Annotated in this window: 24 protein-coding genes and 2 pseudogenes; 12 read left to right on the forward strand and 14 right to left on the reverse strand. The window is 60.7% G+C overall.

Annotated features, from left to right (window positions below; genetic code table 11):
• Positions 1-170: 170 nt before the first annotated feature.
• Both K3557_RS05795 and K3557_RS05800 read left to right on the forward strand, forming a co-directional pair.
• Positions 171-584, forward strand: a pseudogene (locus K3557_RS05795) (hypothetical protein); the annotation flags it as partial.
• Positions 585-674: 90 nt separating this feature from the next.
• Positions 675-1308 (forward strand): annotated as a pseudogene (locus K3557_RS05800) (transposase).
• Positions 1309-1646: 338 nt separating this feature from the next.
• Here the strand turns inward: K3557_RS05800 and K3557_RS05805 are convergent.
• Genes K3557_RS05805 through K3557_RS05815 form a run of 3 tightly spaced genes read right to left on the reverse strand, consistent with a single transcriptional unit; the run spans position 1647 to position 3799 of the window.
• The gene (locus tag K3557_RS05805) at positions 1647-2087 is read right to left on the reverse strand and encodes an ATP-binding cassette domain-containing protein (RefSeq protein WP_259998306.1); all 441 of its coding nucleotides are present in this window, start codon (positions 2085-2087) and stop codon (positions 1647-1649) included.
• 3 nt (positions 2088-2090) lie between these two features.
• The gene (locus tag K3557_RS05810; RefSeq protein ID WP_259998307.1) at positions 2091-2966 is read right to left on the reverse strand and encodes an ABC transporter permease; all 876 of its coding nucleotides are present in this window, start codon (positions 2964-2966) and stop codon (positions 2091-2093) included.
• Positions 2963-3799, reverse strand: a complete 837-nt coding sequence (locus K3557_RS05815; RefSeq protein WP_259998347.1) for an ABC transporter permease — start codon at positions 3797-3799, stop codon at positions 2963-2965. The genes K3557_RS05810 and K3557_RS05815 overlap by 4 nt, the downstream gene beginning before the upstream one ends.
• Positions 3800-3949: 150 nt before the next feature.
• On the opposite strand from K3557_RS05815, the gene K3557_RS05820 reads away from it, so the two are divergent.
• Positions 3950-4162, forward strand: a complete 213-nt coding sequence (locus K3557_RS05820) for a hypothetical protein (RefSeq protein ID WP_259998349.1) — start codon at positions 3950-3952, stop codon at positions 4160-4162.
• 691 nt (positions 4163-4853) lie between these two features.
• On the forward strand, positions 4854-5333 hold the full coding sequence (locus K3557_RS05825) for a dihydrofolate reductase (protein WP_259998351.1): 480 nt from the start codon (positions 4854-4856) through the stop codon (positions 5331-5333).
• Between the two features lie 55 nt (positions 5334-5388).
• On the opposite strand, the gene K3557_RS05830 is transcribed toward K3557_RS05825, so the two are convergent.
• A complete protein-coding gene (locus tag K3557_RS05830; RefSeq protein WP_027259410.1) occupies positions 5389-5595 on the reverse strand; it encodes a cold-shock protein in 207 nt (68 codons plus the stop codon).
• A gap of 188 nt (positions 5596-5783) precedes the next feature.
• On the opposite strand from K3557_RS05830, the gene K3557_RS05835 reads away from it, so the two are divergent.
• Positions 5784-6101: an ArsC/Spx/MgsR family protein gene (locus K3557_RS05835; RefSeq protein ID WP_259998353.1), complete on the forward strand. Its 318-nt coding sequence runs from the start codon at positions 5784-5786 to the stop codon at positions 6099-6101.
• A 42-nt stretch (positions 6102-6143) separates the two neighbouring features.
• A complete protein-coding gene (locus K3557_RS05840) occupies positions 6144-6512 on the forward strand; it encodes a hypothetical protein (RefSeq protein ID WP_129371288.1) in 369 nt (122 codons plus the stop codon).
• A gap of 72 nt (positions 6513-6584) precedes the next feature.
• On the opposite strand, the gene K3557_RS05845 is transcribed toward K3557_RS05840, so the two are convergent.
• The 5 genes from K3557_RS05845 to thrS all read right to left on the reverse strand — a co-directional run bounded on the left by K3557_RS05845 (position 6585) and on the right by thrS (position 11313).
• On the reverse strand, positions 6585-7160 hold the full coding sequence (locus K3557_RS05845) for a DoxX family protein (protein ID WP_259991397.1): 576 nt from the start codon (positions 7158-7160) through the stop codon (positions 6585-6587).
• Positions 7161-7164: 4 nt separating this feature from the next.
• On the reverse strand, positions 7165-7920 hold the full coding sequence (locus K3557_RS05850) for a DUF2063 domain-containing protein (protein ID WP_259998356.1): 756 nt from the start codon (positions 7918-7920) through the stop codon (positions 7165-7167).
• Complete coding sequence (locus tag K3557_RS05855; RefSeq protein WP_259998358.1) at positions 7917-8771, reverse strand: DUF692 family multinuclear iron-containing protein; 855 nt, start codon at positions 8769-8771, stop codon at positions 7917-7919. Before K3557_RS05855 ends, K3557_RS05850 begins: the two co-directional genes overlap by 4 nt.
• Positions 8772-8839: 68 nt before the next feature.
• Complete coding sequence (locus tag K3557_RS05860) at positions 8840-9145, reverse strand: DUF2282 domain-containing protein (protein WP_259991403.1); 306 nt, start codon at positions 9143-9145, stop codon at positions 8840-8842.
• 221 nt (positions 9146-9366) lie between these two features.
• Positions 9367-11313, reverse strand: coding sequence for a threonine--tRNA ligase (thrS, locus tag K3557_RS05865; protein ID WP_259998359.1), 1947 nt, complete (start codon positions 11311-11313; stop codon positions 9367-9369).
• Between the two features lie 279 nt (positions 11314-11592).
• Here thrS and K3557_RS05870 point away from each other — a divergent pair, with 279 nt between their 5' ends.
• Positions 11593-11841, forward strand: a complete 249-nt coding sequence (locus K3557_RS05870; RefSeq protein ID WP_259998361.1) for a hypothetical protein — start codon at positions 11593-11595, stop codon at positions 11839-11841.
• A 100-nt stretch (positions 11842-11941) separates the two neighbouring features.
• Here the strand turns inward: K3557_RS05870 and K3557_RS05875 are convergent, their stop codons facing one another.
• On the reverse strand, positions 11942-12949 hold the full coding sequence (locus tag K3557_RS05875) for a DUF4105 domain-containing protein (RefSeq protein WP_259998364.1): 1008 nt from the start codon (positions 12947-12949) through the stop codon (positions 11942-11944).
• A 132-nt stretch (positions 12950-13081) separates the two neighbouring features.
• On the opposite strand from K3557_RS05875, the gene K3557_RS05880 reads away from it, so the two are divergent.
• From K3557_RS05880 to K3557_RS05890, 3 genes are all read left to right on the forward strand, one after another.
• Positions 13082-13831: a carboxylesterase gene (locus K3557_RS05880; RefSeq protein WP_259998366.1), complete on the forward strand. Its 750-nt coding sequence runs from the start codon at positions 13082-13084 to the stop codon at positions 13829-13831.
• An 86-nt stretch (positions 13832-13917) separates the two neighbouring features.
• Positions 13918-14343 carry a VOC family protein gene (locus K3557_RS05885; RefSeq protein WP_259998368.1) on the forward strand — a complete coding sequence of 142 codons (426 nt, stop codon included), beginning with the start codon at positions 13918-13920 and terminating at the stop codon, positions 14341-14343.
• A 122-nt stretch (positions 14344-14465) separates the two neighbouring features.
• Complete coding sequence (locus K3557_RS05890) at positions 14466-15191, forward strand: alpha/beta fold hydrolase (RefSeq protein ID WP_259998369.1); 726 nt, start codon at positions 14466-14468, stop codon at positions 15189-15191.
• Here the strand turns inward: K3557_RS05890 and K3557_RS05895 are convergent.
• Positions 15188-15760: a DUF6151 family protein gene (locus K3557_RS05895; protein WP_259998370.1), complete on the reverse strand. Its 573-nt coding sequence runs from the start codon at positions 15758-15760 to the stop codon at positions 15188-15190. The genes K3557_RS05890 and K3557_RS05895 overlap by 4 nt on opposite strands.
• A gap of 4 nt (positions 15761-15764) precedes the next feature.
• Positions 15765-17039 carry a polyhydroxyalkanoate depolymerase gene (gene phaZ / locus K3557_RS05900; RefSeq protein ID WP_259991419.1) on the reverse strand — a complete coding sequence of 425 codons (1275 nt, stop codon included), beginning with the start codon at positions 17037-17039 and terminating at the stop codon, positions 15765-15767.
• A 133-nt stretch (positions 17040-17172) separates the two neighbouring features.
• Here phaZ and K3557_RS05905 point away from each other — a divergent pair, with 133 nt between their 5' ends.
• Together K3557_RS05905 and K3557_RS05910 are read left to right on the forward strand one after the other, a co-directional pair.
• A complete protein-coding gene (locus tag K3557_RS05905; RefSeq protein WP_259991420.1) occupies positions 17173-18975 on the forward strand; it encodes an alpha/beta hydrolase in 1803 nt (600 codons plus the stop codon).
• A gap of 132 nt (positions 18976-19107) precedes the next feature.
• Complete coding sequence (locus tag K3557_RS05910) at positions 19108-19557, forward strand: phasin family protein (RefSeq protein ID WP_129371274.1); 450 nt, start codon at positions 19108-19110, stop codon at positions 19555-19557.
• Positions 19558-19651: 94 nt separating this feature from the next.
• Here K3557_RS05910 and K3557_RS05915 read toward each other — a convergent pair whose 3' ends face one another.
• Positions 19652-21349 carry an adenylate/guanylate cyclase domain-containing protein gene (locus tag K3557_RS05915; protein WP_259998371.1) on the reverse strand — a complete coding sequence of 566 codons (1698 nt, stop codon included), beginning with the start codon at positions 21347-21349 and terminating at the stop codon, positions 19652-19654.
• Between the two features lie 168 nt (positions 21350-21517).
• The gene (locus K3557_RS05920) at positions 21518-22387 is read right to left on the reverse strand and encodes an NAD-dependent epimerase/dehydratase family protein (protein WP_259998372.1); all 870 of its coding nucleotides are present in this window, start codon (positions 22385-22387) and stop codon (positions 21518-21520) included.
• Between the last annotated feature and the right edge of the window lie 188 nt (positions 22388-22575).

Below are 22575 nucleotides of genomic sequence, written 5' to 3' on the forward strand. Positions count from 1 at the left end.
CCGTGGGGCAGCCACGGGCTGCCGCAGCCGGATCCAAGCCTGCCAGGAAGGGCAGGGGGATACGTCCCGGCTTTCCCGGTGGCTTTGTGTCTGCCGGCGGCCGGTCAAATCCTGACGGGCCACTGCGCCTTGGATGGTTGGCATCACATCCACCGGGACAACCGGCCAAACGCTTGTGCCATGTTGCTGGTTTCAGCACGCGCGGATTGCGGGCCTTTCGCAACCGCCCGGCCAGCCGCAGGCCGCGGGTTGAAATGGTGACGCCGGCGCCCATCCGCTGCCTGGCAGTACATTGAAAATGCACGTGAGGGGAAGAACAGCCGCGTCTCGGCCTGGGCAGCTATGGCAGGCCAAGAATGGTTGAAGAGCTGAAGGAGACCGGTTTGGATGCCGGCCACCGCCGTGTGGGTAGCCGCCTCTCGGCAGATTGGGCTTTGTCAGATCACCTGCCGGGCAATGGATGCGCCACAACGGCATATCCGTGGTGCAAAGGCGGCAAGCACAAGGTCACGACGGTCAGCGACTACAAGTTTAACATCGCGCCCAACCTGCCGGACCGGAACTTCATGGCAGACGCGCCGAACTATCAATGATGGAGTGGATGCCCCACCCGGCGGCATCGCGATGTGCCAGAATGACTGAGGTTTGAACTGTCAAACAAGGGGAGAGCACCCGTGGAGAATGTTAGCATAATCGGAATTGATTTGGGGAAACGAAGCTACCAGCTTCACGGAGCTGCACATGACGGCACTGTGATTCTCCGCACGAAGCTTTCACGTCCATAGCGCCTAGCATTTCTGGCTGGACAGTCTGGGTGTATCGTTGCGATGGAAGCCTGCGCAACTCCGCATCATTGGGGCCGCGGGATTGGCCGGCTGGGCCATGAGGTGCGGCTCATTCCTCCGATCTGCGTCAAACCGTTTGTGACGCGGTAAAAGAACGACGCAAATGATGCGGAAGCAATTGCTGAAGCAGCTTCATGTCCAAAGATGCCCCATGTGTGCGCCAACCATTCAGGCCTTTGCGCCTGCGATGGAAGAGTTTGCAAACGGCGGGGAATTTGCTGCTTGGTGCGGGCTGGTGTCACGACAAAAACCGGCCGGCGGCCGGTAAATCCTTGGGCGAAGCTCGAAAACAGGTCAGCGGGCCATCCGGAAAGGCCTGCCCGTTGGATCGTGGCTGGCCAGAATGCTCGCCCGAAAACTACGCATGCTGGCGGCTACAGCTCTGGCCAATTTATTGGCCCGGATCGTTTGGGCCCTAACAACCAAAAACGAAACCTATAGAATTCCGGCACTGGCAGCATAGTCATCAAGCCGAGTGCCGGAAGGGCCGGGGATGTGAGAAAGTCGAAGGAGAGTAAGGAACAACGGTCATATGACGGGGTCGGGAAAACCAGGTGGAAGCCAGGAGCCTGGTGCCTGCATCAACGATTTGGACCCAATCCACGGTCACCATACAGGCCAGCGGCGTGTCAAAAGCTGCAATCAAAGGCCGGACACACGACTGCATCTGATCATAGGTTCCATACCCCTCTGAAAAACTTCTTGCATCAAACCGGGCATCCACACACGGCTTCTATAATCCGCGACGCTGCCACTCAGCATTGAGCTGGAAAAGCCCAGTCGCTCTTGAACGGAAGGTGGCTAAAACGAGCACTTGGGGAGCACAAAACCGCGACAGGTCCAGTCCAGCGCGTCTATGGCGCACTGCCATTTCTCTCGCTTGGACCAAGGCTCGCGGTACAGAAGATCGATCATCTGCTGGCCGATGGTCAGCCCCGGTGCCAGCGATGTCATCGGATCCTGCGAGATATAGGAAATCCGGGTGCCGCGCAGCGCCCGCATCCGGTCCGGCGGCTGGCGCAGCAGATCCATACCATCGAACCAGACTTCGCCCGAATTCAGCGTGGCGGCATCCGGCAGCAGCCGGGTCAGCGCCCACAGCAGGGTGGATTTGCCGGAACCGCTTTCACCGACGATGCCCAGGGTGCGGCCCTTCTGCAGCGTGAAAGACACCCATTTCACCGCCTGAATGGGACCAAAGCGCACGGCGAGGCCGTCAACTTTCAGAAGCATATCCGCCATGGTTCAGCCCTTTCCGCCAAGTTTCGGGTCAAAGGCATCGCGCAGCGCTTCGCCCAGGAAGGTGAAACCGAGCGTCGCCAGCACCAAGGGGATGCCGCCCGCCACCACCAGCCAGGGCGTGTGGCCGACAAAATCAAACCCGTCCTGCAGCATCAGACCCCAGCTTGAGGCGGGCGGCTTAACACCCACGCCAAGGAAGCTGAGGCCCGCCTCGGCGGCGATGAAGGTGGGAATATCCATTGAGGCGACGATCAGAACCGGGCCAATCACATTGGGCAGGATGTGGCGAACCACGATACGGACGCGTCCGGCGCCCATAGCGCGCAGCGCTTCAACATATTCGGCATTGGCCTGCGCCATGACCGAAGCCCGCATGATCCGCCCGTAATAGGGCACCGAAGTTGCGACCAGCAGTCCGACCAGCACCACCATACCGCCGCCAAAGATCGGCCCGATGGCCAGCGCCAGGATGATCACCGGATAGGCGCGCACAGTGTCGAACCCCAGCGTCAGCACATAGTCCAGCCAGCGCGGCCCCATCGCCGCCATCATGCCCAGAATGCCACCCAGGATGACCGACAGCGCGGTGGAAATCAGCGCCACGCTCAGCGCGATCCGCCCGCCATAGATCGCCCGGGACAGCACATCGCGGCCCAGCTGATCCGTGCCCAGCCAATGCGCCGCACTTGGCCCCTGCAGCTTGGAGGGGATGTCCATGGCATTGGGGCCGTAAGGCGCGATCCAGGGGGCCAGCAGCGCCGACAGGATCAGCAGCAGCGCCAGCAGCAACCCCAGCATGCCCATCGGATCGCGGGCCAGATTGGTGAACCCGCCGGAGCGTGCCGGTTTGATGACGGGTTGAATATCAGCCGCAGTCATTGCTCTTGGCCCTCCTTGAAACGGGGATCGATGATGGCGTTGAGGATGTCCGCCGCGGTGGTGGCGGCGATCAGCAGCGCGCTGGAGGCCAGTACCGCACCAAGTGTCACCGGGTAGTTGCGCAGGATCACCGCGTCATACATCAGCTTGCCGATGCCGGGCCGGGCAAAGACAATCTCGGCAAAGACCGCGCTGCCCAGCATGTAGCCGACCCCGACCCCCAGCACGGTAATGGTCGGTGCCACCGCCACCCGCAGCGCATAGCGCGAGATAATGCGCGGTTCGGTCAGGCCAAAAGAGCGGGCGTTGCGGATGTAATTTGCCGACAGCACCTCGATCATCGAGGCGCGCACCAGCCGCGCCAGATAGCCGACCCAGCCGATGCCAACTGCGACGGCTGGCATGATCAGGTGGTGCAGCGTAGAACCAAAGCCGCCTTCGCCCGCGCCGATGGCAGGCAGCCAGCCCAGCCGGGCGGAAAACAACAGCATGCCGTAGATTGCGATGATCACCGATGGCACCGCGATGACGCTGACCGACAGCAATCCGATCAGCCGGTCAAACAGCCCGTTGCGGCGCACCGCCGCCAAGCAGCCCAGCGGGATGCCCAGGCCTGCCGCCAGCAGCATGGCTGCCGTGATCAGCTGCACAGTATGCGGAAGATGCGCCATCAGCACTTCGCTGACAGGGTGGCGGCTGCGCAGATCGGTGCCCAGATCGCCCTGGGCCACCGCCCCCAGATACTTCACGATCTGCACTGGCATTGGCTGATCCAGCCCCAGCCGCTCGGCAAACTCGGCCTTGATGGCTGGCGTTGCCCGTGGGCCCAGCATCGCGCTGGCAGGATCGCCCCATGACAGGTGCGGCGGAGAAAATAACCAAGCACGCCGGCGGCTCCTTGGAAGAAAAATCCGGGCGGGCAGGTCCGGGACAAATTACTGCATCGTGCAGATCCCGTTGGGATTGCCGGTTCAGAATTTCTGATGCAATTGCAGGTCGGCAGTGTGGATTTCATCGCTGTTCCGGAAGGTCCCCTTGTCCTGGCCGATCAGTTCGGCAATCAAGCTGGTTTCTCAAAGCACTGCGTGAATGTCCTGCGCGGTGATACCCGGTTGGCGGTGTTGGCAAAATCCAGCCGGACGACCGTGCCACCTCAAAATATCTGTCCGAAGCTTCCGCCGCGGCCTTGGGAATGATGGTGCTGGAGGTGCCGGCTAAAATTACAGACTAATACGACGGAGACGGTGCGCTCAGCTGGAGGGTCCTGGTGTTGGGCCCGGTAACCTTGGCATCTTCGAGCCGCGCAAATTCGGTGGCAATGCCCGGATCCAACTCCGGATTCAGGTGATGGTTTTTATGCGGGATGCAGGCTGCTTGCAAAAATGAGCGCGAAACTGTGTCAGCATCCGGCCTCCCCGCCAAATTGCATCTGTTGTGCAGCTGCGGCCGCCCGGCCCCGGATGTATGCTGCAGAACCGGCATCAACCGGCAGCAATCCCGCACAGGACGCACCAGCCAATCCGCCCTCTCTCTCCAGCCGCGCTTGCTCATGCACAAACCTGCGGCTATGAAACGCAAACACGCAAAAGTCCGGTTTGATCAGATCCAGGCGGCCGGGGCGCTGGAAGGGCTGACAGACAGGGTGCGGGCTGTGGCAGGCATTCTTCAGAGGAAGAGCGGACCAGCGCAGACGCGGGATGGGGCCATGGCGGCAATCGCCAATTCGAAGGAGACCGGAAAACCGTTCAGAATATCCGTCATTTGCCAATCAAGCGGCAGGCCGGCGCATTTTTCGGTTTTACCGCCGGTGATTTCTGGATTCTGAATTATGATCCCGGTCCGGACGTCAAGGCACCGGTTGCACTCTGAACAGCAAGGAAGACACTTATGATTACTCTGATCGCTGCGCGGGCGCGCAACGGGGCCATTGGCAAGGACAATGATATCCCGTGGTTTGCGCCTGAGGATTTGAAAGCGTTTCAGCGCGAGACCCTGGGCGGCGCCATCATTATGGGCCGCAATACCTGGGACAGCCTACCGGTGAAACCGCTGAAGAACCGGCTCAATCTGGTGGTGTCGTCCAACCCGCAGGCGGCAGAGATTGTGCTGCCGTCGATCGGGGCGGCGGTGCAGGAGGCCTATGCGCAGGGCTACCGCCGGGTCTATGGCATTGGCGGCGAAGGTATTTACCGCGGCATGCTGGAGATTGCCGACCGGCTGCTTGTCACCGAAGTGGATCTGACCATCGAGGATGCCGATGCCTTTTTTCCGGAGTTTCAGGCAGACGAGTGGGCCAAGGCCGGGGAAACGGTTTTGCGCGGCAGCGATCCGGCCTGTGTGATGGCTGAGTATCTGCGGCGGGCCTGACGGGCGGTCTTTGCCTGCGCCCAGTCTGATCCCGGGCGCAGTGCAGATTAATCGGTCAAAGCTCTTTCAGCTCTGCGGCCATTTGGCGGCCATCGCGGCCTTCGGACAGCTCGTAGCCGACCTTCATATTGTCCGCGAGGCCGGCCATGCCCGACCGTTCCACCGCGGAAATGTGCACAAACACATCCTTGCCGCCTTGATCAGGTTCAATAAACCCATACCCTTTGGTGGTGTTGAACCACTTCACGGTGCCACTTGGCATTTCCCGCGTCTCCTTCTACTTTGCACGTCGCCTTGAGGCTTCCCAAGACATCCGGCCCGTCCCGTTGTCTGAGGCGAGTGAGGCAAGGCCGGACAACTTTAAGTTTTACACGGGCTGCTCGAAAATCAAGAGAAACCGGCGCATTCTACCATAAATTGTGTGAGGTTCCCGGAGAGGATGGAGGATTTATGAAAATCTACGGGCTGAAAAACTGCGATACCTGCCGTAAGGCTTTGAAGAGTATTGAAAACTCAAATCTGATCGATATCCGCACAAGCGGCATGCCAGAAGGGCTGCAGGAGGCGGCTTATGCACAATTTGGTGCGAAACTGGTCAATACGCGGTCTGCCACGTGGCGTGGTTTGAGCGAGCAGGACCGGGCAAGCGAACCGCTGGCCCTGTTGCGGGAACATCCTGCATTGATGAAGCGGCCGCTGATCGACCGGGACGGGGAATTATTCCTGGGCTGGGATCAGAACGTGCAGGCGGCACTTGGCGGATCTTAAACCGCTGCCTATGTCGTTACCGTCAATTTAGGGAGAGGCATTATGCGCAACGCAGCCCTGGTATTGGGGATCATCGCCGGTGTTTTCGGCATGATCGTGGGCTTTTTCGGCTATGGCTACACTGCGGCGGTGGAGCATTTCGGCGAGATCGAAGGGCTGGCTGAACAAGTCGTTAACGTGGAGCAGCTGCGGCTGCTGGCGGTGCTGTCGCCGCTTCTGGCGATTGCCGGCGGTGCGATGGCGCGGGCGCGGGCGTTGTGGGGCGGGGTCCTGCTGCTGGGATCAGCTGCGGGGATGTATGCAGGGTTCGGCCTTAACGTCTTTACCATCTTCCCGCTTAGCTTTGCCGCGGCGGCCGGGCTGATGGCGCTGGCAGCCGGGAAGCCGGATGAACCCAAGGCGCATTTCTAACCAACCCTGGGGCCATTGAAAAAGGCGCCGCTGCGGAAGTAGGGCGCCTTTATTGCCGAAGTGATTAAGGTGTCAGGCGGTCACAGGTCCTGCGCGACGGCGAAGGATCGCATCAGCCGAAAGGGCGCCGCCGCCCTTGATGACCAGGATCGCCAGAACAAAGACCCAGAACACGCGTATATCTGCCAGGCCGACACTTTTGATGGCTGGATCGAATTCAGCGATGTTGTCAAACCAGTTGCCCCACTGGGAATGCTGCGCGACGTAGACATCGGTAAAGCTTTGTACCGCGACAAAGCCGATCATGCCAAGCGATGCCAAACGGGTGAACAGGCCGATCACGATCAGCAGTGGCAGAATAAGCTCGGCCCACATGCCGGCAAAGGCGAAGGCCCAGTGAAAAATGGTCAGCTGGTCAAAATCATAGCCAACGGATTCAATGAATTTGGGGAAGATCTGGATATAGGCGCCGTCCGAGGGAAACAGGAAGCCAAAGAAGCCGTCGCCGAATTTGGTCAGGGCGGATTTCCAGAAATACACCAGCAGGACAGCGGCAAAGACAAAGCGCGCGGCCAGTGGAAGCAGCCAGTCTCCGACCCTTTCGATCTGGCTGAAGATGGCGTTGTGAATGGAGACTAGTGCGTGCATGGTCTTACCCTTTGCTGTCCAGACCGGTTATCGCGCCGCCCTGCAACAGCAGGGCCAGCGTGGCACCCAGGTCGAATGTTTCGTCTTCGGCGGCGGCCTGTTCCAAGGCTTCGCCGATGCTGGCGCCCTTCGTCAGGGCGCGGATCCAGTGTGCGCCCGCGGGCGGCAGGAGCTGGGGAATGGGATCGAATTCAGGGCGGGTGATCAGCACATCCTGCGCCTGGGCTTGCGGCTTGGGCGCGTTGTCTTCGGTATTGTAAAGCCAGAGGCCATGAATGGGCCAGGGCGAGCGCAGGAGCTGCACAGCGGGGGCCAGGGCCACGCGCGTGTTCATCAGGTCCCCGGGCGTCAAGGCGCCAAGGTCCTCGGGGCGGACGGGCGCGGCATCTGCGGCGTGGTAGGCGCGGCGCAGGGCCAGTTCCAGCCGGGCCACATCACCCAGATAGCCAAGATGCTTGAGTTGCTCCATACCCTCCAGGAAGGCGGGGAAGTGGTCGCCATAGAACATCATCAGCGGCGACGACGGCGGATGCTGGCGCAAGTAGATACCGGCCAGCCCGTCCATGTTCTGTTTGCCCAAAAGCTTGGCAATCACCGGGAAGGCGCTGTGCATGGCTTCGGTCAGGGACACGGCCACATTGTTGCGGTAGACGCTGAAGCGGCGCCCGGCGGGCTGGTCCTGATGATCCACCAGCCCATCCGGCACCGGCTGGCCCGCATCCATCATGGCGCGGGTGAAATCTGCTTGGGATACACTCATGCCGGGATGCGCTCCAGCGCGGTTGCGGCGCGGGCGGCCTCGGCTGCCAGCACCGGCCAGTCCGGCACGTCGTTGTCCCATTCGATCAGCACTGGCTTGGGGCCGGATTTGGCGAGGGTGTAATCCAGCAGCGCCCAGACCGGATCCACCACCGCGGCGCCATGGCTGTCGATCAGCAGCGGATGGCCGTGCTCATCCTGATCCTCGTCATGGCCGCCGAGGTGGATTTCCCCCACCTGGCCCAGCGGAAAGGCGTCGATATAGCCCTGCGGAGAGAAGTCGAGGTTGGTGGCCGAGACAAAGACGTTGTTCACGTCCAGCAGCAGCCCGCAGCCGGTGCGGCGGGAGATTTCGGCCAGGAACTCAGGCTCGGACCAGGTGCTTTCAGTAAAAGCGAGATAGCTGGAGGGGTTTTCCAGCAGCATCCGCCGCCCGATGGTGTCCTGCACTTGGCCGATGTGATCGCAGATCCGCTGCAGGCTGGCGTCCGTATAGGGCAGCGGTAGCAGGTCGTTGTAGAAATGGCTGTCGTGTGTGGACCAGGCCAGATGCTCGGAGAAGCTGGCGGGGTTCAGCCAGGACACCAGATGCTTGAGCCGGGCCAGATGGTCTGCGTCCAGCGGTCCTTCGCCGCCGATGGAAAGGCCCACGCCATGTACCGACATGGCAAAATCTTCGGCAAGGTGGCGCAGCTGCGCAATCGGGCGGCCGCCGTCCCCCATGTAGTTTTCCGCGTGGATTTCCAGCCATTTGACAGCGCCCGGATCCGTTGTGATCTGGGCGAAATGCTGCGGCTTGTAGCCAACGCCGGGGGCGGCGGGCAGCCTGTTTTGTGCAGCGGCGTCAAGCATGGGAAGTCCTGTTTCCGGGTGCAAAAAGGGCGGGAATTCACACTCCCGCCCCCGAATTCAAGCGGCGCTTATGCCGGCAGGTCGCGTTCCAGCGGCTCCAGCGAGCCGCTGCGTGCGGTGCCGTCGGCCATGGCCGGCAGCTCAAGACCGGCGCAGGTGCCGGCGTCAACCAGCGTCCAGGCGTTGCCCTGATAGTCGGTGGTCGAGGTGCCGGCGCAGGTGGTGCCGGGACCGGCGGCGCAGTCATTCTGGCCGGCCAGCGAAACGCCGTAGCACTTTTCCTTGGTGGCGGCGGCAGCGGGCATGGTCGAAGCGGCGGTCAGAGCGGCAGCAACGGCGCCTGCAACGGCCAGGGATTTTGCGGTGTTCGACATCTCGTGAATTCCTTTCGGTTTAACATGCGGTGTCGTGATGACAGGCAAACACTAACCTGAGGTTTTCAGGATTTTAAGTCACGAGGCCGTGTCTCACGCCTGCGTCAGCGTATGTGAGAGCGGAACGCCGGGTAAAGAGCTGATTTCAAGCCTTTTTGCCTGCGTTTGAAACAAAACGGCCCCCGATTGGGGGCCGCTGATGCTGTTCTGCAAGGGAAATGTTACAAAAGGTCCGGCGGGGTGGCTTCCGCCGCCAGCGCGTTTGTAACATTTTCCAGGGAGTCGACCCTGGTCTGCTTTTCGCCAAGACGGCGGACGGAGACGGTGCGCTCCTCCACTTCGCGGTGGCCGATGGCGAGAATGACCGGCACCTTGCCCACCGAATGTTCGCGGACCTTGTAGTTGATCTTCTCGTTGCGGATGTCGGCCTCGGCGCGCACGCCGGCCTTTTGCAGGTTGGCAACAACCTCCTGCACATAGTCATCCGCGTCCGAAGTGATCGAGGCAACCACGACCTGGCGCGGGGCCAGCCAGAACGGCAGTTTGCCCGCGTGCTCTTCGATCAGGATGCCGATGAAGCGTTCGAACGAGCCCAGCGTGGCACGGTGCAGCATAACCGGGCGGTGCTTGGCGCCGTCGGCGCCGATATAGGTGGCATCCAGACGCTCGGGCAGAACAAAGTCCACCTGATGGGTGCCGCACTGCCAGTCACGGCCGATGGCGTCAGTCAGCACAAACTCCAGCTTGGGGCCATAAAAGGCGCCTTCGCCCGGGTTCAGTTCCGGTTCGATCCCGGCGGCGCGGGTGGCGGACAGAAGCGCGGCCTCGGCCTTGTCCCAGACCTCATCCGAGCCGGAGCGCTTTTCCGGGCGGTCGGAGAATTTGACCGAGAACTTCTCGAAGCCAAGATCGGTGTAGACTTTCGAAAGGAAGGTGATGAATTCGGCGGTCTCGGATTCGATCTGGTCTTCGGCGCAGAAGATATGGCCGTCATCCTGGGTAAAGCCGCGCACCCGCATGATGCCGTGCAGCGCGCCCGAGGGCTCATAGCGGTTGCAGGAGCCGAATTCAGCCATCCGCAGCGGCAGGTCGCGGTAGGATTTGAGGCCTTGGTTGAAGATCTGCACGTGGCAGGGGCAGTTCATCGGCTTCAGCGCATTCACCGCTTTTTCGCGGGCGTGCTCCTCGTCGACTTCGACGATGAACATGTTTTCCTGGTATTTTTCCCAGTGGCCCGAGGCCTCCCACAGCTTGCGGTCGACGACCTGCGGGGTGTTCACCTCGACATAGCCGCCCTTTTCCTGCTGGCGGCGCATGTAATCCTGCAACTGGGTGTAGATCTTCCAGCCGTTGGGGTGCCAGAAGATCTGGCCGGGGGCCTCTTCCTGCATGTGGAACAGGTCCATCTCGCGGCCCAGCTTGCGGTGGTCGCGCTTGGCGGCCTCTTCCAGCATGTGCAGGTGGGCCTTCAGCTTCTCCTTGCCGGTGAAGGCAACGCCGTAGATCCGCTGCAGCATCTGGCGCGACGAGTCACCGCGCCAGTAGGCGCCTGCAATCGACATCAGCTTGAAAGCATCGCCCGGCAGCTGGCCGGTGTGCTGCAGGTGCGGGCCGCGGCACAGATCCTGCCAGCCGCCGTGCCAGTACATCCGCAGCGGCTCGTCGCCGGGGATGCTCTCGATCAGCTCGACCTTATAGGGCTCACCCAAGTCGGTGTAATGCTGGATCGCGCGGGGGCGGTCCCAGACTTCGGTGCGGACCTCATCACGCTTGTTGATGATGTCCTTCATCTTCTTCTCGATGGTGCCGAGGTCTTCGGGGGTGAAGGGCTCGGCGCGGTCAAAGTCGTAATACCAGCCGTTTTCAATAACCGGGCCGATGGTGACCTTGGTGTCGGGCCAGATTTCCTGCACCGCGCGCGCCATGACATGCGCCAGATCGTGGCGGATCAGCTCGTTCGCCTGGACCTCGTCCTTCATGGTGTGGATGGCGATGGCCGCATCTGCATCAATGGGCCACTGCAGGTCCCAGTGCTGACCGTCGACGGTGGCGGAGATGGCCTTTTTGGCCAGTGAGGTGGAAATGCTGGAAGCCACCTGCGCAGGGGTTACGCCTGCGTCATAGGATCGTGCATTGCCATCGGGGAATGTGAGAGAGATTTGGGCCATTGTCTGGCTGCTCCTCGTCGGTTTGGCGCCCACTGAACGCCCGGTTGCGGGTATGTGTTGGTCTGTGCGTATTGCTGTCAATGCGGGCTCAAGTCAAGACGGGTTTGCATGTGTCTGTTTTTGCCCTGAAAAATTCCTTTGTGTGCCAATGCATGCGATTGCACATATATGTATACCGGTAAGCATTTGAAAAACAACAAGAAAAATGTTGTCACGGAACCGGATCCGGGGCAGTGTGGCTGAAATCTTAGGCCCAATGGACATACCAGGAGTGTTCCGATGACCCGCCCGAACCCGAACTTTGACCTTACAGTTGAAGATGTGGACCTGATTGAAACCGCGCTGTGCCAGTCACGGGAGATCCTGTCGCAGCGCCGTCTATCCTATGAGCATTGCGCGCATGTCGAAGGCGGGCCGAGCCGGGAAAAGGCACGGCTGACAGGAGAGGCATTGACCCGGATACAGGATTTGCTGGGGCGCTTGAGCATGCAGAAAACCGTTTCCAGCCCGGCTGCTGCTGTTTTGTGACTATGCCAATTGGCGCTTGCTGATTCACCTGCCGCAGAAAAGATGCGAGGGGCCGGCCCCTCGCGCTCCCCGGGGTATTTTTGACCAGAAAGAAGCTGGATCAGTTCGATGAAAAAGCAGGGATGCCTTCGCGGATCACCGCGGAAAAGTCCGGGGTCACGCCGTGGGCCTGGGCGATCGGGGTAATGCTGCCCAAGGCACGCAGTTCATTGACTGTGCGGGTCTGGTCCAGCACGCCCTGTTCCCACGCATAGTCCGGCAGGTAGCCATTGGCCAGCACCCGCCAGTCCAGCGGTACCTCATCTGCAAAGGCGCGGATCATTGTCATCACCACAGTGGTGCAATTGGTGGTGAGCGAGTTGTACCACTCTGGTCGGGCGGCAAGGCTGTTGGCGGCGCCGACATATTGCATCAGCAAGGCGCGGGCGGTCTCGGGGCTGACGTCAATGCGGAACAGCTGCACGTTTTCGCCGCGGGCGTTGGTGCGGGTGCCGACCACGTCGCGTTCATCAGCGGCAAGGATCACCAGGGTATTGGATTTGAACAGGTCGGCGATGGGCGAGAAGCCGCCGCCGAGCTGGCGCCGCACCTCGACCGACCAGGCGATATGATCGCCGTTTTCAAAGCCGAAGCTGACGATCATATGCGCCATTTGCGGACCGGCCCAATAGGACATGAACAGATCCACGGTGTTGAGCGTGGTCAGGTCATAGCTGCGGGTCTCCCAGCTTTCGTTGAATTCTTCAGGGGTTTGCCAGGCGAAATTGCGCACATCGGTGAGCGTGAGAGTATCGCCCGCAACCTGGCCGGTGACCTGGCGGGCCACGTCGGGGGACCAGTTGCGCGCGTCTGGCGGTGTGAGGGTGGACCACCACAAGATCACCGCGGCCAGCGCCAGAGTGAAGGTGGTCAGCGCGCGCAAGGCACGCCTGCGGAACAGACCGGCAATAACAGTGAGGCCCAGGATGGCAAACCCGCCTGCCAGCAGGCCGCGCGGCAGTGTGCCAAAAGGCAGCCGGTACCACAGCGCCAGGGCGGCCCAGGCGGTGGCCAGTGCCACGGCCAGAATGGCGATGGCGATCGCAATGCCCTTAATGAGTCTGAACATGCCCAAGGTCCCTTGAAAATTTTCGCGGACCATAAGGAGGCAGGCGGGGGGCTTGCAAGCAGGGAGTGCCGGCGCTTGCGGGGCAGGCGCTGCCATGCCACATCTTAGGGAAAAGGACAGGAGACCAAAGACATGCCCGCCACATCTTTCCTCGAGACCGCCCAGGGCCGCCGGATTGCCTATCACAAGAGCGAAGGGCAGGGGCCGTGCGTGGTGTTTCTTGGCGGGCTGAAATCCGACATGGAAGGCACCAAGGCGGTGCATCTGGAAGCCTGGGCCAAGGCGCGCGGGCTGGCGTTTCTGCGGTTCGACTATTCCGGCCACGGCGAAAGCTCGGGCAAGTTTGAGGAAGGCTGTATTGGCGACTGGCACGAGGACACGCTGGAGGCGGTGGCGCAGCTGACCGAAGGGGACATCGTGCCGGTGGGCTCGTCGATGGGCGGCTGGCAGGCACTGCTGCTGGCGCGCGAAATGCCGGAGCGGATCAAGGGTTTGGTGACCATCGCTGCGGCGCCGGATTTCACCGAGGACGGGTATTGGGCCAATTTCTCGGATGCGCAGAAGGCTGAGCTGGAGGCCCAAGGCTATGTGGAGCTGCCCAGTGATTACATGGAGCCCTATCACATCTCCAAGCGGATGATCGAAGATGGCCGCAAACGGCTGGTTCTGCGCACGCCGCTGTTCCTGCCCTTCAAAGTCCGCTGCCTGCAGGGGACCGCGGATACGGCTGTTTCGACGGAAACCGCGCTGCGGCTGATGGATCACGCGACCTGCCCGGATATGCGGCTCAGCCTGGTGAAAGATGCCGACCACCGGTTTTCGGACGAGGTTTGCCTGAAGATGATGGAAGACGCGGTGCTGGATGTTCTGGGCGTCACCTGATGCGGCGGTTTGGGCGCGCGCTGGAGCGGCCTGACGGCTGATGCAGCGGGCATAGCGGAGTGGTTGAAAGTGCAAAGGATTGGTTCATGGAACAGAGAGTAAGCCTGATTACGCTGGGTGTGCCGGACATGGAAAGGGCTGCTGCCTTTTACGAATCTTTGGGGTGGCAGCGTGCTGAAAGCCCGGACGGGGTGATTGCCTTTGATTTGATCTCGCAGACCTTGGGGCTGTATCCGCTGGCAGCGCTGGCAGCCGAAATAGGCCTGCCGGAAGCGGAGCTGGGCACCGGTGCGGTGACGCTGAGCCATAATACCCGCAGCAAGGAGGACGTGGCTGTGCTGCTGACGGCAGCGGAAGCGGCTGGCGCAGAGGTTCTGAAACCTGCGCAGGATGTTTTCTGGGGCGGGCATCACGGCTATTTCCGCAGCCCGGACGGGCATATTTGGGAAATCGCGTTCAACCCGTTTTCAGAACTGGCCGGGAATGGCGCTTTTTGCTGGAATGGCTACTAGACGTGGCACCGCGGCGGCAGCAGCTTTCTAAATCCCTGCCGCCGGGAGGTTTTTATTGATCCCGGGGGCGGTTCTCCGCAGAGTTGAAACATCGGGTGGAAGGCAAACCGCGAGGGCAGGATATGCCTTATGACCAGCAACCGTGCCGCGAACCATTGGTTCTGCTGCCGGGGATGATGTGCGACGGCCGGATTTTTGACGCTCAGGTCCGGAGTTTTTCCGGCAGCATGCCTGTTATGGTGCTGCCGCTGGCGGGCGGCGACACGGTGGAAAAGATCGCCGTCCGGATGCTGGCACACCTGCCGCCGCGGTTTTCCCTGGCGGGGGTGTCGATGGGCGGAATCCTGGCGATGGAGCTGCTGCGCCGCGCACCGGAACGGATCAGCCGGTTGTGCATCATGGGGGCCAGCCCGCTGGCGGAGACGCCGGAGCAGGCTGCCGACCGGGAGCCGCATATCATAGCAGCCCGGACCGGACGGCTGGAGGATGTGCTGCGCGAGACCCTGCCGATGGAGGCGCTGGCGCCGGGGCCGGGACGGCTGGAGGTCCACAATCTGTTCTGCCGCATGGGGATGGAGCTGGGGCCGGAAATGTATGTGGCGCAGGCCCGCGCGCTGCAGCGGCGGCCGGATCAGCAGGCAACGCTGCGGCGGGCGCATGTTCCCACTCTGGTTTTGGGGGGAGAGCATGACACGATCACCCCGGTTGCCAAGCACCAGTTGCTGGCGCAGCTGATCCCGGATGCGCAGCTGCAGGTGATCCCCGAAGCCGGGCACATGCCGGTGCTGGAACAGCCGGATGCTGTGAACCGGGCGCTACTGCACTGGCTGGCGGTGCCTGTTTCTTAAGGGGAGAGTTTTGCGCGCTGGTCTTTGCTGAGCAATTCGGGTTCAGCCACCGGTTTGCCTGTTTGTGCATTAAAGAACGGCGTTTCCCGCCACTTGCCGGACAGCCGAGAGGTGATCATCCGGCTAAGGATGCCCCAGGCCATAACTCCGCCGCCCTTGGTCCGGGACTGTTTGCCCGTGACTGGGAGGAAAGCCTTGGCGCGGATTTTGCCAAGTGCGGATTTATCTTCGAACAAGTCCGAGCGCATCCCGGCGAAGGGCAGCGTGGGTTTGGCCAGCGTGTTGGCAAAAGGGGTGCCGCAGCAGGCGGCGTACCAGCGCAGCGGGCCGCGGGGGCCAAGGCGCAGCGCTTTCAGATGCGTCGCGCCTTGGGTGATGGAAATGCTGTCCGGTGCCAGCTGAAACAGGTCCACCGGATCCGGTGCCGGATCCGGCTGGCCGTGGTACAGCTCATTGGCGCGGCAATCGGGGCAGTAGCAGACCACGCGGGTGCCGCTTTTTACACCCTGTGCGGAAACTTCGCCGCACAGGGCCCCGCACTTACAGGAAAACGCCAGCCCGCCGCCCATGCCGTCAGGCAGCCGTGTTCTTGTTGGCTGGTTTGCGGCCAGGTTTCTTGCGGCTGTTTGCGTTCATGAAATCAATCACCAGCGGACGGATGTTGTCGCGCCAGCTGCGGCCGGCAAAGATGCCATAGTGGCCGGCACCCGGCTCCAGGTGGCTGGCCTTCATGCTTTCAGGCAGGCCGGTGCAAAGATCCAGCGCCGCGACGCATTGGCCGGGGGCAGAGATATCGTCCTTGGCGCCTTCGACAGTTTTCACCGCAACATTGGTGATCTTGCCGATATCGACCTTGTGGCCGTTGACCACAAATTCGTTGCGGGCGATCTCGCGTCTTTTGAAGACACGCTCGACGGTGGACAGGTAGAACTCGGCTGTCATGTCCATGACGGCAAGATATTCGTCGTAGAAACGGTTGTGGGCGTCGTGATCCGAAGCCTCGCCGCGGGAAACGCGATGAATCTGGTCCATGAAGGCCTTGGAGTGGCGCTCACCGTTCATCGACATGAAGGAGGACAGCTGCAGCAGGCCCGGATAGACCTTGCGCCCGACACCTTTGTTTTTGTAGCCGACACGCTGGATCATGGTTTCCTCCAGCTGGCCCATAGTGACGCGCCGGCCAAAGTCTGTGACCTCGGTCGGGGTGGCGTCCGGGTCCACCGGGCCGCCGATCAGGGTCAGCGACGACGGCTGCGCCTTGGGGTCCTGTTCGGCCAGATAAGCGGTCGCGGCCAGGGTCAGCGGCACTGGCTGGCAAACCGCGACAACATGGGTGTCGGGGCCCATTTCGCGCATGAAGTCGACGAGGTAGAGCGTGTAATCCTCGACGTCGAATTTTCCTGCGGAAACAGGTATATCACGGGCATTGTGCCAGTCCGTCACATAGACTTCACAATTGACGATCAAGCTTTGGACGGTGGACCGCAGGAGAGTGGCGTAATGACCGGACATCGGCGCAACCAGCAGCACCTTGCGCGGCTGTTCCTCGCGTCCGTTGACCTTGAAATGGATCAGATCGCCGAACGGGCGTTCGACAACAGTGGTGATGTCCACCAGATGGTCCTTGCCGTCTTCGCAGGTGAAAGTGCGGATGCCCCAGTCCGGTTTCACCACCATCCGCTGGTAAGTACGTTCCGTCACTTCACCCCAGGCGGCCATCCAGCTGAGCGCAGGGTTTGGCAAGGCGGAAAAGACCGGGTAAGATGCCATGGAAAGGGCGGTTGCGCCCAACCATTGGTTGGTGTTCCGGACGGTCTCCATCAGATCGTAGGTCATCATGTATCGCATGCGTGTCTCCTTCGGGTTCTGCCCCTGCGTCATCGGATCGTCAAATCCGGAACATTGGACCAATCGCCGCTTTGCCCTGAAAAATGCAGAAGAGTATTCTGCATAGCAGAAAGCCTATGAGGGATTCTTTTATATGACAACTAGTGACGAATTATCCGCAGCGCCCAATTCTGAGAGCATTGAAAAGCTTAAGGAAAACATGAGCCGTGTTGAGGAGCTGACTAAGCGTCTGGCCGATGTCATGTCCCGGAAGACCCCGCATAACGCCGCTTTGGACGGTCCGAATCAAGAACTTTATGCGCGTGCAGCAACTGCGTATTGGACCGAAGCGATGCAGAACCCTGCCAAGATCCTGGAACAGCAGGTGGCATACTGGAGCAAATCGGTGCTGAATTTCGCCGAAGCGCAGAAGGCCCTGGCCGGACAGATGGACAGTCCGGACGATGGCAGCCCCAAGGACCGCCGGTTTTCGAATCCGCTGTGGGAAAGCAGCCCGTATTTCCACTTTGTGAAACAGCAATACATGACCAACGCCGATGCGATCCGCAATGCGGTGCAGGATGCGGACGAATTGGACAGCAAGGACAAGCAGCGGCTGACGTATTTTGCCGACCAGATCATCGAGATGATGTCGCCGACCAATTTTCTGCCCACCAACCCGGATGCGCTGGAGCGGGCCGTTGCGACCGAAGGCCAGTCGCTGATCGACGGGCTGGAAAACCTGGTCACCGATCTGGAAGCCAACAATGGCGAGTTGGTGGTGCGGCTGGCGGATGAGAGCGCCTTTGAGCTGGGCGGCAATATCGCCACCACGCCCGGCGATGTGGTCTATCGCAACCGGATGATGGAGCTGATCCAATACAAGCCCGCGACGGAAACCGTGCATGAGACCCCGATTGTCCTGTTCCCGCCCTGGATCAACAAGTTCTACATCCTGGATTTGAAGGCACAGAACAGCATGATCAAATGGGTGACCGAGCAGGGCTATACCCTGTTTGTCGTCTCCTGGGTCAATGCGGATGCCAGCCATGCCGAGGTGGGGATGGAGGATTACATCCAAGAAGGCATCCTGACCGCGATTGAGACCGCCAAGGAGATCTGCAAGGTCAAGCAGGTGAACGCTGTGGGTTACTGCATCGCCGGCAGCACGCTGAGCCTGACCTTGTCGCTGTTGAAGCAGCGCGGCGACACTTCGGTGAAATCGGCGACTTTCTTTACCACGCTGACCGACTTTGGCGAACAGGGCGAATTCACCCCGTTCCTGCAGAATGACTTTGTTGACGGGATCGAGGCGCAAGTGGAAGAGGAAGGGCTGCTGCGCTCCTGGGTGATTGCACGCACCATGTCATTCCTGCGGTCCAAGGATCTGATCTATGGTCCCGCCGTCAAAAGCTACATGATGGGCGAGACGCCGCCGGCCTTTGATCTGCTGTATTGGAACGGTGACGGCGCCAATCTGCCGGGCCGTATGGCGGTGCAGTATCTGCGGGGCCTGTGCCAGAACAATGAATTTGTTCGCGACGGGTTTGAGCTGATGGGCCACAAGCTGCACATCAAGGACGTGGATGTGCCGCTGATGTCGATCACCTGCGAGACCGACCATATCGCCCGCTGGAAAGACTGTTACCGCGGCGTGCAGCAGATGGGATCGCGCAGCAAAAGCTTCATCGTGTCGGAGTCCGGCCATATCGCGGGTATCGTCAACCCGCCCAGCAAAAAGAAGTACGGCCATTACACCAACGCTGATCTGAAAGGCGATAGCGAGGCCTGGATGGCAGGGGCGGAATACCACGAAGGCTCCTGGTGGCCGCGCTGGAATGAGTGGCTGAAAAAGCGGTCCGGCAAGCAGGTTCCTGCCCGCGAAGCAGGGGATTCGGGTTATCCTTCTTTGATGCCTGCTCCTGGATCCTATGTAAGGGTCAAGGCAAACCGTTGATTTGACGGGATTTGCGATTTTTTTCTGCACTGCAGCATTAAAAACCTTGAAATGCTGCAGTGCGGCACGCATATTCCTCTCATGCTAAGAGCGCAGGATGGTCCTGCTGCAGCTTTCTGAGGAATTAGAACTATGGCAAAGACCCAAGACTTCACCGCGATGATGAAAGACTTCATGGGCGCATTCCCGGTCGACACCAAAGCGATGGAAGACGTTTTCAAAAACACCGCAGCCCTGAACGAGAAGCTGTCCGCCGTTGCGCTGGACGCTGCCGGCAAATCCGCTGAGCTGTCGAACAAGTGGACCAAAGAAACCATCTCCAAGCTGGGCGATGTGTCCAAAGTCAAAGCCGACCCGGCCGACTATGCCAAAGCCGCAACCGATTTCGCCTCTGCTTCCGCTGAAGTGGCTGCTGAAAACATGGCTGCCTTTGCTGAGATCGCCAAGAAGGTCCAGATGGAAACCGTTGAACTGGTGATGGCTGCTGGCAAAGACATGGGCGAAGAAGCCACCGCAGCTGTGAAAAAGGCCACCGACGAAGTGACCTCCGCTGCGAAAAAAGCTTCGGCTACTGCAAAGTAAGATCGACCACAGACCGGCCCTGGCTCTCCTCCCTGACGGAGCCGGACTGTGAGAAAGGGCGGGCCGCATGGCCTGCCCTTTTGCCGTTCAGGGGTCAGTCCGGCAACCCGGCCCGCCGCAGACCGTCGCAGTAATGCTCCAGATCTGCTGCTCTGACAAAGGGCAGGGTCTTGCTGATACGGGCGAGCGAAAACTCTGGCTCCAGGCCAAGGATACGCCCGCATTCCCGTGCTGCCGCAGCCCTGTCTCCCAGTTGTGCGTAGCAGGCTGCCAGATGGCGGTGCGGGGCCGGAAAGCCGGGAAACAGCCCGACAGCCTTGTTTACTTCAGATATGCCAGGGCGGTACTCCCGGCACATATACAGCGCCAGCCCCCTGAACCAGTGGAAGTAGGTTGGATGGAACGGGTTGCGGCCAGAGGCTTGATCCAATTCGGCAAGGGCCTTTTCGGGCTGGCCCCGGTACACATAAGACAGGCCGCGGAAAGCCATTGCGTCAGTGTCGTTCGGGTTCAGGGCAAGGGCGCGCTGGAAATGGTCTTCTGCCAGAGAAAATTCTCCCTTGAACAGATGCATGACGGCCAGACGGCGCTGCACGACGCTGTCCAGCGGGTCGATACGGGCGGCGCGGCGCAGATACGGGAAGGCCTGATCCAGGGTGTCTTCAGGGGACAGGCCCCAGCCGCTCATCCATTCGACCAGAAATGTGAGCGCCAATCCGGAATAGGCCGACGGATTCCCAGGATCGCTGTCACAGGCATTCTGGTACAATTCCCGGCACTGATACAAAGTGTCCCGGGTGTCTAGGATCAGAGCTTTGGCTTGCAGGACCAGTTCCTTGGATGTCCAAGGGCCGCCGCTGGCCAGAACGTCGGCTGATATGCGTTTTGCGGTGGCCTGCAACTGTCCGGCCAGGGTTTGGGTGATTTGCCGTGCCAAAGCATCCTGAAGGCTGAACCCGGCCTGATTTTCCAGATCGTATTGTTCACTAAGCAGCGTTGTACCGCTGTAGCCATCAGCCAGCGAAACAGCGACACGCAATTGTCCGGACCGTTGCCTTACCGTGCCCTCAACCAGGTAACGGACGCCCAATTCCACTGCAGCCAGGGATGTTTCAGATGCGCTGCCGGCAAAGCGGAGTGCAGTGGTGCGGGAAATGACACGCAGCTCACGGAACCGGGAAAGACCGATGGTTATGTCTTCGGTCAGGGTTTCAGAGAGACTGTCTGCGCCGGGTGCACCAGGAGATTTGTTCAGGAAAGGCAGAACGGCTACGGATACTTCGTAGGCGGGGCCTTCGGCCTCAAAGCGCGGCATCGGGTTTTCGGCTATGCGGAAGATCCGCACCGGGTCTGAGATGTTGCGGATCACCTGCAGGCCGAGGTCGTCAAAGGCTGCATTGATCCTGCCGCGGACCTGTTCTTGAACCGTGCCGGAAACACAGATTTCACCGGGTCCTGCAAGGCTTTCGAGGCGGGCGGCGATATTGACGCAATTGCCGAACAGATCGTCCCCGGCAGCAATGACGGTTCCTGTGTGAATTCCCATTCTCAGGTGCAGATGCGGCGGAGGATGGCTGGCAGCCGCGGCAGCGGTCTGCTTGGCAATCAGCAAGGCGGCTTTCACCGCTTGCACAGAGGTTTGGAACTCCAGCAGAAAGCCGTCGCCCTGTGATTTGACAAGCCGGCCTGAATACTGCTGTGCGGCTGGCACGACGATATCGTCCGCAAGAGTGCGAACGGCAGCGACCGCTTCCGCCTCCCCGGTCTCAACCAGTGCGGAGAACCCAGCCACATCAGCGATTAAAACAGCAGCTTGTCTTTGTCTGTCCCCTTGGTCAGCCATCATTCCCGCTACCACAGACTCGAAAAGACTCTGTCTGAATTGTATCACATCAAGCCCTGTTTGCTGCACCTCAATTGCAAAATGTTCGATTTTTGTTCATGCAAAGCTGTCTTGAGGTCAAAACTGCGCATTGCGGAAACTGGTGTATTGCGGTTCCCAGCCGGTCATTTGGCGCAGTTTTGCAGACCCCATCTGCTGGTCCAATGCCGGCCCCTCGGCCCAATCGCCGTATTTGATCAACACGTGCTTGAGACTGCGCACAACATAGCTGGCGTCATGGCCATGGCGCCGGGCAATCTCGCGGGTGATCTCTGCCACTGGCACGCCGGTTTCCGCACTGGCATTGAAGTGGCCTGTTAGCTTGGGGCGCTCCATCAGCAGACGGTAGGCGCGGGCAAGATCCGCACGTTCGACCAAGGGCCAGCGGGTTGCGATACTGCCCCAGATCTCAAACGGTAACCTATGACGGGCAGCCTCCAAGTAGCGGGAAAACACGCCGCCATCCGGGTGATAGACCATCGCCGGGTGGATCACCGCGGTTGAAACCGCAGGGGCTGCAAGGGCGGCGCAGGCATTCTTTTGCATCCAGGCGAAGGCTTTGATCGGCCTTAAGGGGCTGGCCTCATCGGCGATCCGGTTGCCGGTCGCGCCGTACAGCCAGCAGCCGCCAGTATAGATCAGCCGCAGAGGTTCAGGGCGCAGGGCCGCTTGGCGCAGGATGGCGGCCATGGCGGCGGTGTCCGTCTCTGCCATGTCCGGGCCAAAGGTGGCCGCCAGCTGGATCAGCCCGTCCACGCGGGACACTTCGCGGACCCAGCTGCCGGGGTGGCGCAGATCGCCGCGCAAGGGGCGTGCACCCAGTGCGGTCAGTTTGCGGTCCGAGGCGTCCGAGCGGCTGAGGCCGGTAACGTCATGGCCGTGCCGGACCAGGTCTTGGGTGACAGCGGTGCCGATGGATCCGGTGCCGCCGAGGATCAGGATTTTCATGTCCCGCGCTTTCCTGCTGCAGATTCTATTGCGGGATCCTCTGTAAAATCTCAAGCCGGGTTGAGGTCAAGCGTCTTGAAGACCGCCGCAGCAGGGCTGTCCGGAACAAATGTTGCGGAAAACATGCGAAGGCTTCCCTTTTGTTCTGCGCTGGCATAGGCTTTGCTGCGATGCGTCATGACCGGGGA

The organism is Leisingera sp. M523, assembly GCF_025141335.1.
Taxonomy (GTDB): domain Bacteria; phylum Pseudomonadota; class Alphaproteobacteria; order Rhodobacterales; family Rhodobacteraceae; genus Leisingera.

What these genes read in the sequence shown, in the direction of transcription:
- K3557_RS05805 (WP_259998306.1), bottom strand. Translation starts at nt 2,087, where the DNA reads ATGGCGGATATGCTTCTGAAAGTTGACGGCCTCGCCGTGCGCTTTGGT.
- K3557_RS05810 (WP_259998307.1), bottom strand. Translation starts at nt 2,966, where the DNA reads ATGACTGCGGCTGATATTCAACCCGTCATCAAACCGGCACGCTCCGGC.
- K3557_RS05815 (WP_259998347.1), bottom strand. Translation starts at nt 3,799, where the DNA reads ATGCTGGGCCCACGGGCAACGCCAGCCATCAAGGCCGAGTTTGCCGAG.
- K3557_RS05820 (WP_259998349.1), top strand. Translation starts at nt 3,950, where the DNA reads ATGCAATTGCAGGTCGGCAGTGTGGATTTCATCGCTGTTCCGGAAGGT.
- K3557_RS05825 (WP_259998351.1), top strand. Translation starts at nt 4,854, where the DNA reads ATGATTACTCTGATCGCTGCGCGGGCGCGCAACGGGGCCATTGGCAAG.
- K3557_RS05830 (WP_027259410.1), bottom strand. Translation starts at nt 5,595, where the DNA reads ATGCCAAGTGGCACCGTGAAGTGGTTCAACACCACCAAAGGGTATGGG.
- K3557_RS05835 (WP_259998353.1), top strand. Translation starts at nt 5,784, where the DNA reads ATGAAAATCTACGGGCTGAAAAACTGCGATACCTGCCGTAAGGCTTTG.
- K3557_RS05840 (WP_129371288.1), top strand. Translation starts at nt 6,144, where the DNA reads ATGCGCAACGCAGCCCTGGTATTGGGGATCATCGCCGGTGTTTTCGGC.
- K3557_RS05845 (WP_259991397.1), bottom strand. Translation starts at nt 7,160, where the DNA reads ATGCACGCACTAGTCTCCATTCACAACGCCATCTTCAGCCAGATCGAA.
- K3557_RS05850 (WP_259998356.1), bottom strand. Translation starts at nt 7,920, where the DNA reads ATGAGTGTATCCCAAGCAGATTTCACCCGCGCCATGATGGATGCGGGC.
- K3557_RS05855 (WP_259998358.1), bottom strand. Translation starts at nt 8,771, where the DNA reads ATGCTTGACGCCGCTGCACAAAACAGGCTGCCCGCCGCCCCCGGCGTT.
- K3557_RS05860 (WP_259991403.1), bottom strand. Translation starts at nt 9,145, where the DNA reads ATGTCGAACACCGCAAAATCCCTGGCCGTTGCAGGCGCCGTTGCTGCC.
- thrS (WP_259998359.1), bottom strand. Translation starts at nt 11,313, where the DNA reads ATGGCCCAAATCTCTCTCACATTCCCCGATGGCAATGCACGATCCTAT.
- K3557_RS05870 (WP_259998361.1), top strand. Translation starts at nt 11,593, where the DNA reads ATGACCCGCCCGAACCCGAACTTTGACCTTACAGTTGAAGATGTGGAC.
- K3557_RS05875 (WP_259998364.1), bottom strand. Translation starts at nt 12,949, where the DNA reads ATGTTCAGACTCATTAAGGGCATTGCGATCGCCATCGCCATTCTGGCC.
- K3557_RS05880 (WP_259998366.1), top strand. Translation starts at nt 13,082, where the DNA reads ATGCCCGCCACATCTTTCCTCGAGACCGCCCAGGGCCGCCGGATTGCC.
- K3557_RS05885 (WP_259998368.1), top strand. Translation starts at nt 13,918, where the DNA reads ATGGAACAGAGAGTAAGCCTGATTACGCTGGGTGTGCCGGACATGGAA.
- K3557_RS05890 (WP_259998369.1), top strand. Translation starts at nt 14,466, where the DNA reads ATGCCTTATGACCAGCAACCGTGCCGCGAACCATTGGTTCTGCTGCCG.
- K3557_RS05895 (WP_259998370.1), bottom strand. Translation starts at nt 15,760, where the DNA reads ATGGGCGGCGGGCTGGCGTTTTCCTGTAAGTGCGGGGCCCTGTGCGGC.
- phaZ (WP_259991419.1), bottom strand. Translation starts at nt 17,039, where the DNA reads ATGCGATACATGATGACCTACGATCTGATGGAGACCGTCCGGAACACC.
- K3557_RS05905 (WP_259991420.1), top strand. Translation starts at nt 17,173, where the DNA reads ATGACAACTAGTGACGAATTATCCGCAGCGCCCAATTCTGAGAGCATT.
- K3557_RS05910 (WP_129371274.1), top strand. Translation starts at nt 19,108, where the DNA reads ATGGCAAAGACCCAAGACTTCACCGCGATGATGAAAGACTTCATGGGC.
- K3557_RS05920 (WP_259998372.1), bottom strand. Translation starts at nt 22,387, where the DNA reads ATGAAAATCCTGATCCTCGGCGGCACCGGATCCATCGGCACCGCTGTC.